The 16,005-nt window shown below is 44.3% G+C and carries 17 protein-coding genes and 2 pseudogenes; all 19 read left to right on the top strand.

The window, feature by feature from the left end:
• Nucleotides 1-444, top strand: coding sequence for a flagellar export protein FliJ (fliJ, locus tag BBA02S_RS05140; RefSeq protein WP_041099980.1), 444 nt, complete (start codon nucleotides 1-3; stop codon nucleotides 442-444).
• A 9-nt stretch (nucleotides 445-453) separates the two neighbouring features.
• Entirely contained in the window at nucleotides 454-1,068 is a 615-nt protein-coding gene (locus BBA02S_RS05135; RefSeq protein ID WP_052475270.1) for a MotE family protein, read from the top strand.
• A gap of 41 nt (nucleotides 1,069-1,109) precedes the next feature.
• Complete coding sequence (locus tag BBA02S_RS05130) at nucleotides 1,110-2,441, top strand: flagellar hook-length control protein FliK (RefSeq protein ID WP_041113106.1); 1,332 nt, start codon at nucleotides 1,110-1,112, stop codon at nucleotides 2,439-2,441.
• Between the two features lie 6 nt (nucleotides 2,442-2,447).
• Complete coding sequence (gene flgD, locus BBA02S_RS05125; RefSeq protein WP_041099984.1) at nucleotides 2,448-3,083, top strand: flagellar hook assembly protein FlgD; 636 nt, start codon at nucleotides 2,448-2,450, stop codon at nucleotides 3,081-3,083.
• 147 nt (nucleotides 3,084-3,230) lie between these two features.
• The gene (gene flgG / locus BBA02S_RS05120) at nucleotides 3,231-4,010 is read left to right on the top strand and encodes a flagellar basal body rod protein FlgG (RefSeq protein WP_041099986.1); all 780 of its coding nucleotides are present in this window, start codon (nucleotides 3,231-3,233) and stop codon (nucleotides 4,008-4,010) included.
• Nucleotides 4,011-4,070: 60 nt separating this feature from the next.
• Nucleotides 4,071-4,292: a flagellar FlbD family protein gene (locus tag BBA02S_RS05115; RefSeq protein ID WP_041099988.1), complete on the top strand. Its 222-nt coding sequence runs from the start codon at nucleotides 4,071-4,073 to the stop codon at nucleotides 4,290-4,292.
• Nucleotides 4,282-4,733, top strand: a pseudogene (fliL, locus tag BBA02S_RS05110) (flagellar basal body-associated protein FliL). The gene BBA02S_RS05115 and the pseudogene fliL overlap by 11 nt, the downstream one beginning before the upstream one ends.
• Before the next feature lie 32 nt (nucleotides 4,734-4,765).
• Nucleotides 4,766-5,768: pseudogene (gene fliM, locus BBA02S_RS05105) on the top strand (flagellar motor switch protein FliM).
• Complete coding sequence (gene fliY, locus BBA02S_RS05100; protein WP_041113194.1) at nucleotides 5,758-6,954, top strand: flagellar motor switch phosphatase FliY; 1,197 nt, start codon at nucleotides 5,758-5,760, stop codon at nucleotides 6,952-6,954. Before fliM ends, fliY begins: the two are co-directional and overlap by 11 nt.
• 22 nt (nucleotides 6,955-6,976) lie before the next feature.
• Nucleotides 6,977-7,339 (top strand): response regulator, encoded by a 363-nt coding sequence (locus BBA02S_RS05095; RefSeq protein WP_041113107.1) that lies wholly within the window; start codon nucleotides 6,977-6,979, stop codon nucleotides 7,337-7,339.
• Nucleotides 7,340-7,358: 19 nt separating this feature from the next.
• A complete protein-coding gene (locus BBA02S_RS05090; RefSeq protein ID WP_052477225.1) occupies nucleotides 7,359-8,045 on the top strand; it encodes a flagellar biosynthetic protein FliO in 687 nt (228 codons plus the stop codon).
• Nucleotides 8,038-8,703: a flagellar type III secretion system pore protein FliP gene (gene fliP / locus BBA02S_RS05085; protein WP_041099996.1), complete on the top strand. Its 666-nt coding sequence runs from the start codon at nucleotides 8,038-8,040 to the stop codon at nucleotides 8,701-8,703. The genes BBA02S_RS05090 and fliP overlap by 8 nt, the downstream gene beginning before the upstream one ends.
• Before the next feature lie 12 nt (nucleotides 8,704-8,715).
• Nucleotides 8,716-8,985, top strand: a complete 270-nt coding sequence (fliQ, locus tag BBA02S_RS05080; RefSeq protein WP_041099998.1) for a flagellar biosynthesis protein FliQ — start codon at nucleotides 8,716-8,718, stop codon at nucleotides 8,983-8,985.
• 4 nt (nucleotides 8,986-8,989) lie between these two features.
• Nucleotides 8,990-9,766: a flagellar biosynthetic protein FliR gene (gene fliR / locus BBA02S_RS05075; RefSeq protein WP_041100000.1), complete on the top strand. Its 777-nt coding sequence runs from the start codon at nucleotides 8,990-8,992 to the stop codon at nucleotides 9,764-9,766.
• Nucleotide 9,767: 1 nt separating this feature from the next.
• A complete protein-coding gene (gene flhB / locus BBA02S_RS05070; RefSeq protein WP_041113108.1) occupies nucleotides 9,768-10,850 on the top strand; it encodes a flagellar biosynthesis protein FlhB in 1,083 nt (360 codons plus the stop codon).
• 24 nt (nucleotides 10,851-10,874) lie between these two features.
• Complete coding sequence (gene flhA, locus BBA02S_RS05065; protein ID WP_041100004.1) at nucleotides 10,875-12,911, top strand: flagellar biosynthesis protein FlhA; 2,037 nt, start codon at nucleotides 10,875-10,877, stop codon at nucleotides 12,909-12,911.
• Nucleotides 12,908-14,035: a flagellar biosynthesis GTPase FlhF gene (flhF, locus tag BBA02S_RS05060; protein WP_041100006.1), complete on the top strand. Its 1,128-nt coding sequence runs from the start codon at nucleotides 12,908-12,910 to the stop codon at nucleotides 14,033-14,035. Before flhA ends, flhF begins: the two co-directional genes overlap by 4 nt.
• Nucleotides 14,032-14,907, top strand: coding sequence for a MinD/ParA family protein (locus BBA02S_RS05055; protein WP_041100008.1), 876 nt, complete (start codon nucleotides 14,032-14,034; stop codon nucleotides 14,905-14,907). Before flhF ends, BBA02S_RS05055 begins: the two co-directional genes overlap by 4 nt.
• Nucleotides 14,908-14,909: 2 nt before the next feature.
• Complete coding sequence (locus tag BBA02S_RS05050; RefSeq protein ID WP_041100010.1) at nucleotides 14,910-15,998, top strand: protein-glutamate methylesterase/protein-glutamine glutaminase; 1,089 nt, start codon at nucleotides 14,910-14,912, stop codon at nucleotides 15,996-15,998.
• Nucleotides 15,999-16,005 lie beyond the last annotated feature (7 nt).

The raw sequence follows: 16,005 nt of genomic DNA, 5'->3' as shown, positions 1-16,005 counted from the left end.
ATGGCATACAGTTACAAATTCCAAAAGATCTTGCAATTGAGAGAACGTGAAAAGGAAGAAACGCAAACCCTTTATAACGAATCGCTTAAGCAATTTGAGAAAGCAGCTGAAAAGTTATATGCCCTCTTAAAAAAGAAGGAAACCTTAATTGACTTTCAGGAAGCCAAGATGGTCAGCGGCTTTTCCATCCAAGAGATTCAGCACTATCAGCTGTTCGTTTCCAACCTTGAGCAAACCATTAGCTATCAGCAGCAAGTAGTCATTAATGCCCGCAATAAAATGCAATGGCATGAGCAGCAGCTTCAAGAAAAAAACATAGAGGTAAAAAAATACGAAAAAATCAAAGAGAAAGATTTTGAGAGGTTTAAAGAAAGCTTGTTGGAAGAAGAAAATAAGCAAATGGATGAAATCTCAGCCATTCAATTCATGAACCGTGGAAATTAGGTGAGAGTCTTGGCAAAGAAAAGAGAATTCGTGGAAATAGAAGAAGAAAAAGGATATGGCGTATTTCAATGGATTCTTTTTGTTCTTGTGATTCCATTGTTATTCGCAATCACTGTTGCCTTAATCGTCATGACAGTGGCGGGTGTAAATGTATTTGAGAAGGCGAAGGAAATCGGCAGCCATGTGCCTTTCGTTTCGAGCCTCATAGACGACGACGGGTCAGCTGACAAAGGCGGCCAGACGGATAAGGAAAAAATTGTTTCCTTACAAGCAGAAATAAAAAACAAAGAGGCAAAAATTGAGCAGCTTGAAAAAAATCTAAAGGCATCAGATAAGAAAATGGAGGATTTGTATACGGAAAAGGATCGTCTTGAAATTGAGCTTGAAAAGCTGAAAGAGACAGATGATGCAGCCGTCGCTGAGGAAAAGCAAGATAATCAGTTAATTAGCACATACGAATCTATGTCTCCTAAAAACATTGCGAACATCCTGGTGAATTTATCAGATAATGAAGCGGTGAAAATCTTGTCAGAAATGAGTACAGAAAAACAAGCGGATATTTTAGAGAAGCTTCCTCCAGAAAAAGCCGCTAAATATACAAAACTACTTTCTGGTGTTTCTTAAATAAGAGACGGCCGATGATTACAGAAGCAAGGGGGTGTCAGATGATGATGCAATTGGTAAACGCGCTTCCAGTTCAAAAGAATACAGCGCAACCTTCTGCAAATGAGCCGGCTGCTTCAGCTGCAGATTTTAAATCGCTTCTTGCAGGACAGCAAAACGACCAATCAGTTCAAAGCGGTGGGGCTAATCCGGCACAAGAGAGGCTCACTAGTGAAAAACAAACAGCTGAAGCCTTGAGCATTGAAGGAATTGCAGATATACCGGAAGCTATCAGGGCCATTGCTAAGGAATGGATGGCGGATGGCAAATTTCCTTCCTTTGAGGAGCTTGCTGCTTTTTTAGGAATGAGCACAGCGCAGCTGCAAGAAAATATCCAAAGGCTAATCGGACAAATCTCCCATTTGGCAGATGCAGAACAAACCATTCTGCCAGCGGAGGAACGAGTGGATGGCGGTCAAAGTCAGCAGGAAGAACAGCTGCCGCCTGTCTTGTCCGGGAATGAAGAGTTTGCTGCTTTGCTGCAGGCGGTCCAATCGCTGGCTGCTGTACCGGCCGAGAAATGGACAACACTTGATGAAAAGGCGGTCCAAACGGTTCTAACAGCCGGAAAGCTGTTGCAACTGCTTGGAGAACAAGCAGATAGTATAGCAAAAGACCTTTCCTTTCACGCAGCTATCAAAAACTCTATGAAAGAAATTGCCGATAAGCTCGATAAACTGCTGGTTCAGCCCCAGACAAGCAATCGGACAATGATTATACAAAGAGCGTTTCAAAACTTTTTGCAGCCGCATTCTACTGGAAAACAAGCACCAGCGGCTGAACCAGAAGACGGACAAGTGCTGCAAAAGCTTCCGACTGCTCCATCTGGAAAGGAAGGCACGGTACATATGCCGTCATTCTTCCATCAATTGGGACGTACTGAAACCTTTTCCTTAAGTGTTCACACAAATCCGCGGCCTATTAATATGGAGCAATTTATTGAGAAGTTTTCACAAGTGCTTGGAAATTCTAATTTGGTCAAAATGCCGAACGGCACAAAGCTGCTGATTAGGCTTTATCCGGAGCAGCTTGGCAGTCTGCGCATAGAATTGCTGCAGCAAAACGGCATGATGACAGCCAAGATTTTATCCTCAACTTCTGCAGTGAAGGAATTATTTGAACAGCATGTAAGCAGCCTGAAGCACGCTTTCGGCCAGCAAAACATCAATGTGGACAAAATTGAGCTGACATTCAGCCAAGCAGAACCGCAAAAGTTTGATCGCCAGCAACAGCAGCAATCCCGGCAGCAGCAACAGCAAATGGCGCAGCCGACAGAAACGGATGACGAGCCAGCTGAGAATTTTCAGGACTTATTACTCAATGTGGAGGTGTAAAGGCCTATGGCTAAAATCGATCCAAGTTTGTATTTGGAAAATAACAGACCGAAGCCGAACACAGGAAACAGCTCTCTTGGAAAAGACGAGTTTTTAAAAATTTTAATGAAGCAGCTGCAAAACCAGGACCCGCTCAGCCCGATGGAAGATAAGGATTTTATTGCACAAATGGCGACATTTTCTTCCTTAGAGCAAATGACGAACATGGCCTCCTCCTTTGACAAGTTTCTGCAAATGCAGCACACGTCGCAAATGATCAGCTATAACTCGTTTGTCGGCAAGGAAGTCACCTGGCACAAAATTGTGGAGAGCACTGAACCGGGCGGAGAATCAGCTGTTCAAACGGGAACTGGCACAATCACCTCTATTCAATTTAAGGGAGACGGCGTCCAGTTTATATTAGCAGATGGCACGGTTTTAGACCCGGCCAATATTTCGGAAGTAAAGGGCGGCTCTGCCGGCAGCGGAAACTCACTGGTTGACGCCAGCCACCTAATCGGACATAAAGTGACTTGGAATAAAGAGGGAGCCGAGCAAACAGCAGTGGTGAAATCTGTATCTATGAAGGACGGCGCTATTTGGCTCCAGCTTGATAATGGTGAAACAATTAGTTCTTCTGCCCTAATGAGAGTTGAAAAATAAATAATTTTTTAGGTAAAATATCATAGTGCATATCGATCGAAAACACTCTCGGCCGATAAAAGTTGAGAAGCAGACAGATGGTCAGTCCATTGAAAAGAACGAATCAAATCTTGTAAAGCAAGATTCATTCGAAAGGGGAAAATAATCATGCTACGTTCAATGTACTCAGGAATCAGCGGAATGAAAGGCTTTCAAACGAAATTAGATGTTATTGGTAACAACATTGCCAACGTAAACACCTATGGATTTAAAAAAGGCCGTGTCATCTTTAAAGATATGATCAGCCAGCAAATTTCCGGAGCCAGTGCAGCAACAGCCACTAGAGGGGGAACAAACCCGAAACAGGTTGGACTAGGCTCTTCTCTGGCAGCGATTGATACGGTTCACACTGAGGGAAGCACCCAAACGACTGCTCGTCCTCTTGACTTAGCGATCGCCGGCGACGGATTTTTTGTTGTCCAAGACGGCACTAATCGTTATCTGACAAGAGCTGGTAACTTTTACCTTGACAAAGCCGGAGACCTTGTAACCAGCGATGGACTATACGTTTTAGATACGACAGGAAACAAAATTAATATTCCATTAAATAGCAAAAGCTTTAGTGTTGGTTCAGATGGAAAGATTGTTATTGTTGATAGCAATGATCAGCGAGTTGAAAAAAACCCGATCGCTATCGCTACTTTTTCTAATCCAGAAGGGCTGGAAAAAGTAGGGCAAAACTTGTATCGAACCACTACTAACTCTGGGGATATACAAAATCCATTAACCGGAGGAACGGTTGTTTCCGGTACACTCGAAATGTCTAACGTGGATCTGTCCGAAGAGTTCACAGAGATGATCGTAGCTCAGCGCGGATTCCAAGCGAATACTCGCATTATTACAACGTCAGATGAAATTCTTCAGGAGCTTGTGAATCTGAAGCGTTAACGGGGATTTGTAAATGAAGGAGGTGCCAGGGCGAAGCGGCCGCTTCAGCCCTGAAATCGATTGATTAATGTAACGAGATTAAATGGCAAGCCTTTTTCGCTGAATGCCCTTTATATTGAAACAATTGAAAGTTTCCCGGATACAACGATTACGCTTTCCAACGGGAAGAAGTACCTGGTGCGTGAGAATGAAGCGGAAGTAATACAGCGGATAGAGGAATTTTACCGCCGGGTGCATGTATTGGGGAAAATGGAACAGGGAGAGATGACAAATGGAGACTGAAGCAAAGTCCGGAAAAGGTGATAATAAGCTTCTGACAGTTATGATCGTGATGCTGACGGTTATCTTATTAATCGGCACAGCTGCGATTATCATCATTTTGAAGTCTTCTAAAGAAAGTAAAGCAGAAGCGCCAAATATTGACGAGGTGATAGAGTCATCAGTGGATATTCCAGAGCTGACAACTAATTTGGCGTCGGATGATTACATTCGCATTTCCTTTAAGATTCAAACAGACAGCAAAAAAGCAAAAGAGGAAATGACCAAGCGTGATTTTCAAGCGAAGAACATTATTATTGAACAGCTTTCCGAAATGAAATCCCAGGATCTAAAAGGGAAAAAGGCAAGGAGCAATTAACGGGCCAGCTAAAGGATCAGTTAAATGACATTATGCAGGACGGCAAAGTGCTTGACGTGTACATCACCTCTTATATTATTCAGTAACACATGACAATCTATTTGATGGAGGTGACAGTATGTCGGGAGAGGTTTTATCGCAGAATGAAATAGACGCCCTGCTGTCCGCCCTTTCTACAGGGGAGATGGATGCTGATGAGCTGAAAAAGGAAGAGCAGGAAAAGAGAGTTAAAGTTTACGATTTTAAAAGGGCGCTTCGTTTTTCCAAAGATCAAATCCGCAGCCTTACAAGGATGCATGACAACTTTGCCCGCATTTTAACGACGTTCTTTTCAGCTCAGCTGCGGACATTCGTGCAGATTTCGGTCGCCTCAACGGATCAAATTCCCTATGAAGAATTCATCCGTTCCATCCCCAATATGACCGTACTTAATGTATTCGAGGTTCCGCCTCTAGACGGCCACGTTCTGATGGAGGTAAATCCGAATATTGCTTACGCGGTTTTAGACAGATTGCTTGGCGGTCGCGGGGAAAGCATAAACAATATTGAAGGATTGACAGAGATAGAAACAAAGATTATGTCCAGTGTATTTGAACGGGCATTTGAACATTACCGGGAGGCGTGGTCTAATATCGTTGATATCGACCCGTTGATGACAAACTTCGAGGTAAATCCGCAATTTTTGCAGATGGTATCTCCGAATGAAACAGTGGTTGTGATATCATTGGATACGACTATCGGTGAAACGACCGGGATGATCAATATTTGTCTCCCGCATGTTGTTTTAGAGCCGGTTATACCGAAACTTTCTGTTCATTACTGGATGCAAAATCCGGACAGGAAGGAAAGGGAGCCGGAAGAACTTGAAAACTTACAAAAACGAATTCAAAAAGCAGAAGTTCCAGTTGTGTCAGAACTTGGCGGAACGAGCATTACCATTGAAGAATTTTTGGCGCTTTCCATTGGAGATGTTATCGAGCTTGAAAAGCGTATCGATGAGCCTTTAATTGTAAAAGTGAGTGATATTCCAAAGTTTACGGCCCAGGCTGGAAAGTTGAATAAAAAAAATGGCAATCCAAATTCTTGATGATTTCAAGGGGGGAGATGAGGATCATGGGTGACGGCATGCTTTCTCAAGAAGAAATTGATGCCTTGTTAAAAGGCACAGCAGATGAAAATAAAGAGAGCGAAGAAGTAATAGAACCGACTGCAGTAGACACCGAAATGTATGTCGACTCTTTCGAGCAGGATACCCTCGGCGAAATCGGTAACATTTCATTTGGAAGTTCGGCTACAGCATTGTCCAGTTTGTTAAATCAAAAAGTAGAGATTACTACGCCAACCGTTAGCATTATTGACCGGCAAAATTTAAAAAATGAGTTTCCTCACCCTTATGTAGCCATTGAAGTGGAATATACAGAGGGATTTACAGGAGCGACGAACCTGCTCGTTATTAAACAGACAGATGCAGCCATTATCGCCGATTTAATGCTTGGAGGAGATGGTACAAACCCGGATGCGACTTTAGGGGAAATTCAGCTGAGCGCTGTACAGGAAGCGATGAATCAAATAATGGGCTCGGCGGCAACGTCAATGTCCACCATTTTTAATAAACGAGTGGATATTTCACCGCCTTCGATCGGTTTAATGGATTTGAATGTAGGAAAAGGCGAAGAGACCATCAATAGCCAAGAGCTGCTTGTGAAAATCTCTTTCCGGCTGACGATTGGCAACCTAATTGATTCCAATATTATGCAACTTGTTCCATTGGAATTCGCGAAAGAGCTCGTTCATGAATTAATGAACCCTTCAGTGAAAGAACAAGCAGCGGCAACAGAAATGATGGAAGCTCCTAAAACACAGCCAGAGCCGGGCAAGCCACTCCAAAGCGCTGGACAGCCGATGCCTTCTGCTTCATCTGAACAGAAGCAGCCGCTGATGCAAGTGAACAGACAACAGGCAAGTGCAGCGGTGCAACAGCCAGCTGTCAATGTCCAGCCAGCTTCTTTTGCGTCATTTGAGCCGGCACCGCTGCAGGAGCATGAAGCCCGCAATTTAAATATGCTGCTGGATATTCCATTACAAGTAACTGTAGAGCTCGGAAGAACAAGCAAATCTGTGAAGGATATTCTTGATTTGTCTGCCGGGTCTATCATTGAATTGGATAAATTGGCAGGTGAACCGGTTGATATTCTTGTCAACAGCCGGCTGATAGCTAAAGGAGAAGTAGTAGTTATTGAAGAAAACTTCGGCGTTCGAATTACAGATATTTTAAGTCAGAGCGACCGTTTAAAAAATTTAAACTAATTTATTTTGGGGGTTAGTGACCATGGGAAACCGCATTCTAGTTGTAGACGATGCTGCGTTTATGCGCATGATGATTAAAGACATTCTTACCAAGAACGGATTTGAAGTCGTCGGGGAAGCATCTGACGGGGCACAGGCCGTTGAGAAATATAAAGAGCTGAAGCCTGATTTAGTCACAATGGATATTACCATGCCTGAAAAAGATGGAATCTCCGCTTTGAAAGAAATCAAGGCAGATGACCCGAATGCCAGAATCATTATGTGTTCTGCTATGGGACAACAGTCAATGGTTATTGACGCCATTCAGGCAGGAGCCAAGGGCTTCATTGTCAAACCATTTCAGCCTGACCGCGTCATTGAGGCAATCTCCAAAACACTAGCATAAGCTTAAGAAGGTGCATTATTTGATCAGACAACTTTTTAAGCCTTTCGCTTTCATCCTCTTCACTATGGCTCTGTTTGCAGGCAATGTTTCTGTCGCGCAAGCAGAGCCATTTGACAATAACGTAAAGGACTGTTTGCAAAGCCCTGAAAAATGCGGGCAGCAAAAAGAACAGCCGAAGAAGGAAAAGCAAGGCAGTCAAAACCAGCAATTAGAAGCCGAGAAGACAGTAGGAGTAACAATTTGGGATTTTGTAAAAATGATAGGCGCGTTAATTTTTGTCCTTGCTCTTATTTATTTTTTACTCCGCTTTGTTAACCAGAAAAGCCGTTCTTATCAGCAATCGAAATTAATCCAGCATTTAGGGGGAACTCCGCTTGGAGGCAACCGGTCGATCCAGATGGTGAAAGTTGGCGACAGGATCCTTATTGTCGGAGTCGGAGAAAACATTGAATTGCTCAAGGAAATTAATGACGAAACCGAATTAGCCCGCTTTGTTGACCACTATAATAACCAAGCCGAGCAAATGCTTCAGCCACAGGATATAGTCACAAGGCTGATGAACAAGCGAAAAGGAAAAGAAGAGAGGGACAATGAAAAGCAGGATCCCTTTAAACAAATACTAGCAGGTAAATTAAGCGAGCTGAAACAATCGCGCCAGCAAACCATTTCTAAAATGAACAACAGGGAGAAGAAGCAAGATGAATGAGTTTATGGAGTTTTTTAATAACAGTTCTCCTGACAATGTATCAACATCGGTTAAGCTCTTCCTGCTGCTGACCGTGCTGTCGCTTGCACCGAGCATTTTAATTTTAATGACTTGTTTTACCCGCATTATCATTGTGCTGTCGTTCGTCAGATCAGCGCTTGCCACACAGCAAATGCCGCCGACGCAAGTATTGATCGGTCTTTCGCTGTTTTTAACCTTTTTCATTATGGCACCGGTATTCCAGGAAATAAATGACGAAGCGCTCACACCGTTATTTAATGAAGAGATTAACTTGGAGCAGGCATACGATAAGGCCAGTATCCCTTTAAAAGATTTTATGAGTGAGCATACGAGACAGAAGGATTTAGAATTGTTTTTAAATTATTCAGGGGCTGAGCGTCCTGAAACGGTGGAAGACATTCCTTTAACCTCGCTTGTCCCGGCATTCGCTTTAAGTGAAATTAAAACAGCATTTCAAATTGGTTTTATGATTTTTATTCCGTTCCTCGTTATTGATATGGTAGTTGCCAGTATTTTAATGTCGATGGGGATGATGATGCTTCCGCCGGTTATGATTTCTCTTCCTTTTAAGATTCTGCTCTTCGTTCTTGTTGATGGCTGGTATCTAGTCATCCAATCTTTGCTGAAAAGCTTTTAAGTAGGTGGAACAATGAATTCTGAAATGGTTATTTCCTTGGCAGAAAAAGGGGTTTATACAACAATTATTGTTTGCGGCCCGCTCTTGTTAATTGCGCTTGTCGTTGGGCTGGCAGTGAGCATTTTTCAGGCGACAACGCAAATTCAGGAGCAGACACTGGCATTTATTCCGAAGATTGTTGCTGTTTTAGTTGGATTAATTTTCTTCGGGCCGTGGATGCTCAGCAAAATGCTTTCTTACACGCTTGATATATTTACGAATTTAACTAGATTTGTAGGTTGATGGAATGGAAGAAATAGTACCTCATTTTTCTGTCTTATTATTAATTATCGTCCGGGTTTCCACTTTCTTTATAACAATGCCGTTATTCTCTCATCGGTCCATACCGGCGATGCACCGAATTGGCTTGGCTGTTCTGCTTGCCTGGATGATGTATTACACGATGGATGTCGGTCCGCTTGAGATTGATGGCAGATACTTTTTGTTAATTTTAAAGGAAGCGCTTGTCGGTTTGCTCATTGGCTTATCCGCTTATATGATGATAGCGGCTATACAAATTGCCGGAGGATTGATTGACTTTCAGATGGGTTTTGCTATCGCCAATGTGATTGACCCGCAATCCGGGACACAAAGCCCGCTGATGGGGCAGTACTTGTATATGTTCGCTTTATTATTACTGCTGGCGCTCAATGGACACCATTTGATGCTAGATGGCATTTTTTACAGTTATCAATATGTTCCTATTGATCAGTTGTCGCTTCATTTCGATAGCGGCAGCCTCGCCGGATATATGAGCCGGGCGTTTAGCTCGATGTTTTTGATTGCTTTTCAAATGTCTATGCCCGTGGTAGCCACGCTATTTTTAGTGGATGTCGCATTGGGGATCGTGGCTCGGACTGTACCGCAGCTAAACATCTTTGTAGTGGGGTTTCCTGTGAAAATCGGTGTCGCATTTATCGTCATGACGGTAGTAATTGGGCTGATGTTTACAGTGATTCAAAAGCTGTTTGAGCTGATGCTGTATACGATGCGTGATGTGATGTCGCTGCTGGGAGGGGCCTGAATTGGAAAATTTGAAACTAGATCTCCAATTTTTCGCCGGAGAGAAAACAGAAAAAGCCACTCCGAAGAAAAGGCAGGATTCCCGTAAAAAAGGGCAAGTGGCCAAAAGCCAGGATGTGACGACAGCGGTCAGTTTACTAGCGTTGTTTGGCTTTTTATTTGTCGGAGCTTCGTTTATAGGAAAAGGCATTCTTCATCTATTTCAGCATTCATTACAGTATTATCTTACGATGCCAGTTACAGAGGCCAATTTGAAGGTCATTGTTCTCGAAATTATGGAGCAGCTGGTATATATACTAGGCCCGGTAATGCTGGTGGCTCTTCTAGCCGGACTCGTAGCGAACTATATGCAGGTAGGCTTTTTGTTCACGGGAGAACCATTGAAGCCCAAGCTTGAGAAGCTGGATCCGATTAAAGGATTTAAAAGAATCTTTGCTGTCAGGGCTTTGGTGGAACTGCTGAAGTCGATGTTGAAAATCACCTTTGTTGGCGCTATTACGTTTTTTATTCTTTGGTCAAATATTGAGGATGTGCTAAAGCTTTCATTTAAGTCCACGGCGGATGCGTTGCAAACTGTTGGAATATTGACATTGCAGATGGGAGCGGCCGCCTCCGCCGCGCTGCTTTTCTTGGCGCTTCTTGATTTTTTATATCAAAAGTATGATTTCGAAAAAAGCATTCGCATGTCCAAGCAGGATATTAAAGATGAATATAAAAACATCGAGGGTGATCCGCTCATTAAGTCGAAAATTAAACAGCGCCAGCGGGAAATGGCGATGGGCCGGATGATGCAGGAGGTGCCCCAGGCGGACGTTGTCATTACGAATCCGACCCATTATGCAATCGCCTTAAAATATGATGAAGAGCAGGCAGATGCCCCGGTCGTCGTAGCAAAAGGGGTGGATTACCTTGCTCAGAAAATAAAGTATATCGCCGGAGAGAATGAGGTTGAGTTAATTGAAAACCGACCGTTGGCAAGGTCGCTTTATGACCAGGCGGAAGTAGGCCAGCCGATTCCGGAAGAGTTTTTTAAAGCGGTGGCTGAAATTCTGGCGTATGTCTACCGAATAAAAAATAAATTGTAAGTTTTGTTGTTGGGAGAGAGAGAAATGAAAGCAAGAGACGTCTCCGTATTGTTAAGTGTAATTTTAATTGTGGCTATGCTCATCATTCCGCTGCCGTCGTGGCTGCTGAGTGTGTTAATTATTATAAATATTTCTCTTGCGCTTTTGGTGCTGCTTATTTCGATGAATATGAGAGAAGCACTGGAGTTCTCTGTATTTCCGTCCTTGCTCTTATTGCTGACGCTGTTTCGGCTGGGGCTCAATGTCTCCACGACGCGCTCAATCTTAAGCAAAGGCGAAGCAGGGGGCGTCGTTGAAACGTTTGGAACATTCGTTGTCGGCGGAAACGTTGTCGTCGGGATGGTTGTCTTTTTAATTTTAATTATCATTCAATTTATCGTCATTACGAAAGGGTCAGAGCGTGTATCGGAAGTAGCTGCACGTTTTACACTTGATGCGATGCCCGGAAAGCAAATGAGTATTGACGCAGATTTGAATGCCGGCATGATTTCTGAACAGGAAGCAAGAGAACGGCGGGAAAAGGTCAGCCGGGAATCTGACTTTTATGGCGCGATGGACGGTGCAACAAAGTTCGTTAAAGGGGATGCGATCGCCGGTATCATCATTGTTATCATTAACTTAATCTTTGGGATGATTATCGGTGTTGTTCAGCAGGGGTTGCCGGCAGCTGAAGCGGCGACTCGCTATTCACTGCTGACAGTAGGCGATGGCATTGTTTCTCAAGTACCGGCCCTTTTGATTTCAACAGCAACTGGTATTGTCGTTACACGAGCAGCTTCTACCGGCAATCTGGGAGAAGACATTATGTCTCAGCTCCTAGCTTTTCCAATGATGCTCTACGTAGCTGGCGGAACGATTTTCTTGTTGGGTCTGGCAACGCCAATTAATGACATCTTAACGATTCCAATTGCCGGTGCTCTTGCTCTCGGAGGCTATATGCTCCAGCGTTCACCTGAAAAAGAAGAGATCGATCTATTTGAGGCAGAAGAGGAAATGGAAACAGAGGAATTAAAAAGTCCGGAAAGTGTCGTGAACTTATTAAATATTGATCCGATTGAATTTGAGTTCGGCTATGGGCTGATTCCTCTGGCAGATGCCAGCCAGGGCGGTGATTTGCTTGATCGGGTGGTGATGATCCGGCGCCAGCTGGCAATTGAGCTTGGCCTTGTGATTCCGGTTGTCCGGATCCGCGATAACATCCAGCTGCAGCCGAATGAGTATCGCATCAAAATAAAAGGGAGTGTAATGGCTTCCGGCGATCTGCTGCTTGATCATTATCTGGCTATGAGTCCAGGGGAAGATGATGAGTCCGTTGAAGGAATCGACACGGTGGAACCATCATTTGGCCTTCCGGCGAAATGGATTACAGAAGAAATGAAGGAACAGGCTGAGATCTTAGGATACACGGTTGTTGACCCGCCGAGTGTTGTGTCCACCCATTTAACAGAAGTGATTAAAGCAAATGCTCACGAATTGCTTGGACGCCAGGAAACACAGCAGCTAATTGAACATTTAAAAGAATCCTATCCAATTCTGGCAGAGGAAGTAACGCCAAATCCGCTGACAGTGGGAGAAGTTCAAAAAGTTCTTGCTAAGCTTTTAAAAGAAAACATCTCCATCCGAAACTTGCCAGTCATTTTTGAAACGCTGGCTGACTTCGGAAAGATGACTTCCGACACCGATTTATTGACGGAATATGTCCGTCAAGCGCTGGCACGGCAAATCACCGGACAGTATGCTGAGCCGGGAGAGCCATTAAAAGTAATTACTTTATCCGGACAGGTGGAGAAAAGGGTAGCTGACAGTGTCCAGCAAACAGAGCACGGCAACTTTTTGTCGCTTGACCCGATGGATTCTCAGCAGATCTTAGAGGCAATGGCCGCTCAAGTCGAACAGGTTTCTTTCATGCAGCAGACGCCGATCATTTTATGTTCGCCTGCTATCCGCATGTATATCAGGCAGCTTGCTGAACGGTATTTTCCGCAATTGCCGATTTTATCTTACAATGAACTTGAACCGAATGTTGAAGTTCAAAGTGTAGGGGTGGTGAACTTAGATTGAAAGTAAAAAAATACACCGCAGCATCTATGCCGGAAGCGATGAAAAAAATCCGTGCCGAGCTGGGGGAGCAGGCTGTGATTTTACAGTCAAAAACTGTGTATACCGGAGGATTTTTAGGACTGTTCAAAAAGAAGAAAATGGAAGTAGTAGCAGCAGTGGATCCGAATCCGGCACAGGAAAGTGTTCGCCCGCAAGAAGCGGTTCCTGTAAAGAGGAAGCCTGAATTGCCGCTGAAAACAGAAAAAAGCAGCGAAGAGATATTAAAGAGGGAATTAAACGAGCTGAAGGAAATAATCAAACAGTTTTCCAAGGCGGATCAGCTTTCATTGGAAGCCTACCCGGAAGAGTTGAAGCTGCCGCTGATCAAGCTGAAGAAACAAGAAGTGGAAGATGGCTTGATTCAAGAGCTGAAGCAGCTGCTTCTGGAAAAATGGAAGGAAGAAAAAGGACAGGTTACTGAGAAAACGGCAGACGAATGGAGCCGGCAGTGGCTGGTTGAGAAAGTCACGCCGCTGCAAAAAGAGCACGCGGCTCTTCCAAAAAAGTTTATTAGTATCGTCGGGCCGACAGGAGTCGGCAAGACGACCACGCTTGCCAAAATGGCGGCCGAAAGCGTGCTCGAGAAAAAGCTTAAAACCGCTTTTATTACGACTGACACGTATCGGATTGCCGCCATTGAGCAATTGAAAACATATGGGGATTTACTAAAGGTTCCGGTGGAGGTAGTTTATAAGCCAGCCGATATGAAGCCGGCTATTGAGAAGTTTAAAGCATACGATGTCGTGTACATCGATACGGCTGGACGAAACTACTTAGAGGAGCAATTCGTCAGAGAATTGAAGGCAACGATCCCTTTTGAAAAAATGAAGAACTATTTGGTGCTCTCCTTGACCGCGAAAGAGCAGGATATTCATTCAGTGATTGATCGGTTTTCCACTGTGCCGATCGAACAGTTTATTTTTACAAAAATGGATGAAACGACAAGCTGCGGCGCCATTATAAATGTCATGTGCCGATATGGCAAAGGAGTAGCTTATTTAACGAATGGGCAAAATGTACCGGACGATTTGGTCCGTCCTAATCCTGAAAAGCTGACAGCTCTCATTTTTGGTGAGCGCTTATGACAAACAATGACCAAGCAGCAGAGTTGCGAAGAAGAATCAACCGCCTTACGGGAAAAAGGGCAAAAACAGTAGCCATTGTGAGTGGAAAAGGCGGCGTCGGAAAATCAAACATTTCATTGAATTTTGCTATTGAGTTAACCCGCCATGGGAAAAAAGTGCTAATATTTGATATGGATATCGGAATGGGAAATATTCATGTGCTGACCGGACAGACGGCCGGCCGCTCAATTGCCGATTTTTTTGAGAAAGACCTTTCACTGGAAGAGTTGATATACAGGGATCAGGAAGGTGTTTCTTATATTTTAGGGGGATCGGGCCTCAGCCGCTTGATTGAATGGGATAACAGTCATTTCAGCCGGTGGCTGGAAGGAATAGAAGCTCTTCAGGAGCAGTATGACTACTTATTGTTTGATATGGGAGCAGGTGCGACAAAGGAAGCCCTCAACGTTCTCATGTCAGTGGATGATATCATCGTTGTCACTACCCCTGAACCGACTTCGATTACAGATGCCTATTCCATGATGAAATATATTCATTTTCAAGGCGGAGAAAGCGCATTCTATCTCCTATGCAACCGGGCAGACTCGGAAAGGGAAGGGCAAGAGGCTGTGAAACGGCTTCAACAAGCTATCCGCAAGTTTTTGGGAAAATCAAGCTTCGAATTGGGAGTATTGCCGGAAAGTACGGCTGTGAAGAAAGCTGTCAGTGCCCAGATTCCCTTTCTTGTGGCAGCCCCGAATGCCAAGGTTTCCAGGGCTTTACAGGAGGCTGTGAAACTGTACAGAGAAGGCTACGGATACCTTGAGGAGCGTCCGGAAACAAATAGTTTTATATCGAAGCTTCGTCACTTCTTTGTGAAAGGCAGGCATTGACAATGAGAGGAAAAAAAGTAGTTGTAGTTGATGACTCTGCGTTTATGCGTAAGTTAATTACCGAGTTTTTATCTTCCCATCCTGAATTAGAGGTTGTAGCAACGGCCCGAAATGGGAAAGACGCAATTGAAAAAATTAAAAAGTTTCAACCGGCAGTCATTACAATGGATGTAGAAATGCCGGAAATGGACGGTCTTGATGCCCTTGGCTATATTATGGAGCATATGCCGACGCCTATTGTTATGCTATCCAGCTTAACAGGTGCAGGAGTCGAGACTACGCTTCGGGCGATGGAAAAAGGAGCCGTTGATTTCGTAAAAAAACCATCAGGCACTATTTCACTTGATCTTCATCGAATTAAGGATGAATTGATAGAAAAAGTACTTGCTGCCAGCAAAGCGAACTTACGGCCCGTTATTGCGGCTGACTATCCAGCTTCCACTCACAAAGCAACCTTGAGAGCGCCGGAAAAAAGAAGCCTGGCCGCTGCCGGTGCGAGTGTAAGAAAGCGAAAGAGCAACCGGAGCCTTGTGGTCATCGGTACATCAACAGGAGGTCCGCGCGCCCTTCAAAAAGTCCTGACACAACTGCCGAAGGACTTGGAGGCAGCCGTGCTGGTTGTTCAGCATATGCCTCCGGGATTTACGAAATCATTGGCCCAGCGCCTGGATTCTTTATCTGCGGTTCATGTCAAAGAAGCGGAGGACAAGGAAACGCTCCGAAATGGAACAGCTTATATTTGCCCGGGCAATTTTCATTTAAAGGTGAAGGAGCAGGGAATGACGCTTGCTGTCAATCTTGACCAGTCCCCTCCTGTTAACGGGCACCGGCCGGCGGTGGATGTGATGTTTGAATCCGTCAGCGAAGTGACCGGTTTTGATAAGGTGGCTGTTATTATGACAGGGATGGGAGCAGATGGGGCAAACGGCCTCATTAAGCTGAAAGAAACAGGAAACGTGCATGCCATTGCAGAATCAGAGGAGTCTTGTGTTGTATTTGGAATGCCACGAGCTGCTATTGCCACCCGCTTAGTCGACTGCACGGTTCCTGTGGAACACATTGCTCAAAAAATTTTAGAGTATATAGGATAGAAAGGGT

The sequence above is a fragment of the Bacillus badius NBRC 15713 genome, from assembly GCF_001591605.1.
Lineage (GTDB): Bacteria > Bacillota > Bacilli > Bacillales > Domibacillaceae > Pseudobacillus > Pseudobacillus badius.
This window is presented reverse-complemented; position numbering and strand designations above follow the sequence as displayed.

What these genes read in the sequence shown, in the direction of transcription:
- flhA (WP_041100004.1), top strand. Translation starts at nt 10,875, where the DNA reads ATGAAAGCAAGAGACGTCTCCGTATTGTTAAGTGTAATTTTAATTGTG.
- BBA02S_RS05130 (WP_041113106.1), top strand. Translation starts at nt 1,110, where the DNA reads ATGATGATGCAATTGGTAAACGCGCTTCCAGTTCAAAAGAATACAGCG.
- fliP (WP_041099996.1), top strand. Translation starts at nt 8,038, where the DNA reads ATGAATGAGTTTATGGAGTTTTTTAATAACAGTTCTCCTGACAATGTA.
- fliR (WP_041100000.1), top strand. Translation starts at nt 8,990, where the DNA reads ATGGAAGAAATAGTACCTCATTTTTCTGTCTTATTATTAATTATCGTC.
- BBA02S_RS05055 (WP_041100008.1), top strand. Translation starts at nt 14,032, where the DNA reads ATGACAAACAATGACCAAGCAGCAGAGTTGCGAAGAAGAATCAACCGC.
- BBA02S_RS05095 (WP_041113107.1), top strand. Translation starts at nt 6,977, where the DNA reads ATGGGAAACCGCATTCTAGTTGTAGACGATGCTGCGTTTATGCGCATG.
- flgG (WP_041099986.1), top strand. Translation starts at nt 3,231, where the DNA reads ATGCTACGTTCAATGTACTCAGGAATCAGCGGAATGAAAGGCTTTCAA.
- flgD (WP_041099984.1), top strand. Translation starts at nt 2,448, where the DNA reads ATGGCTAAAATCGATCCAAGTTTGTATTTGGAAAATAACAGACCGAAG.
- BBA02S_RS05050 (WP_041100010.1), top strand. Translation starts at nt 14,910, where the DNA reads ATGAGAGGAAAAAAAGTAGTTGTAGTTGATGACTCTGCGTTTATGCGT.
- fliQ (WP_041099998.1), top strand. Translation starts at nt 8,716, where the DNA reads ATGAATTCTGAAATGGTTATTTCCTTGGCAGAAAAAGGGGTTTATACA.
- fliJ (WP_041099980.1), top strand. Translation starts at nt 1, where the DNA reads ATGGCATACAGTTACAAATTCCAAAAGATCTTGCAATTGAGAGAACGT.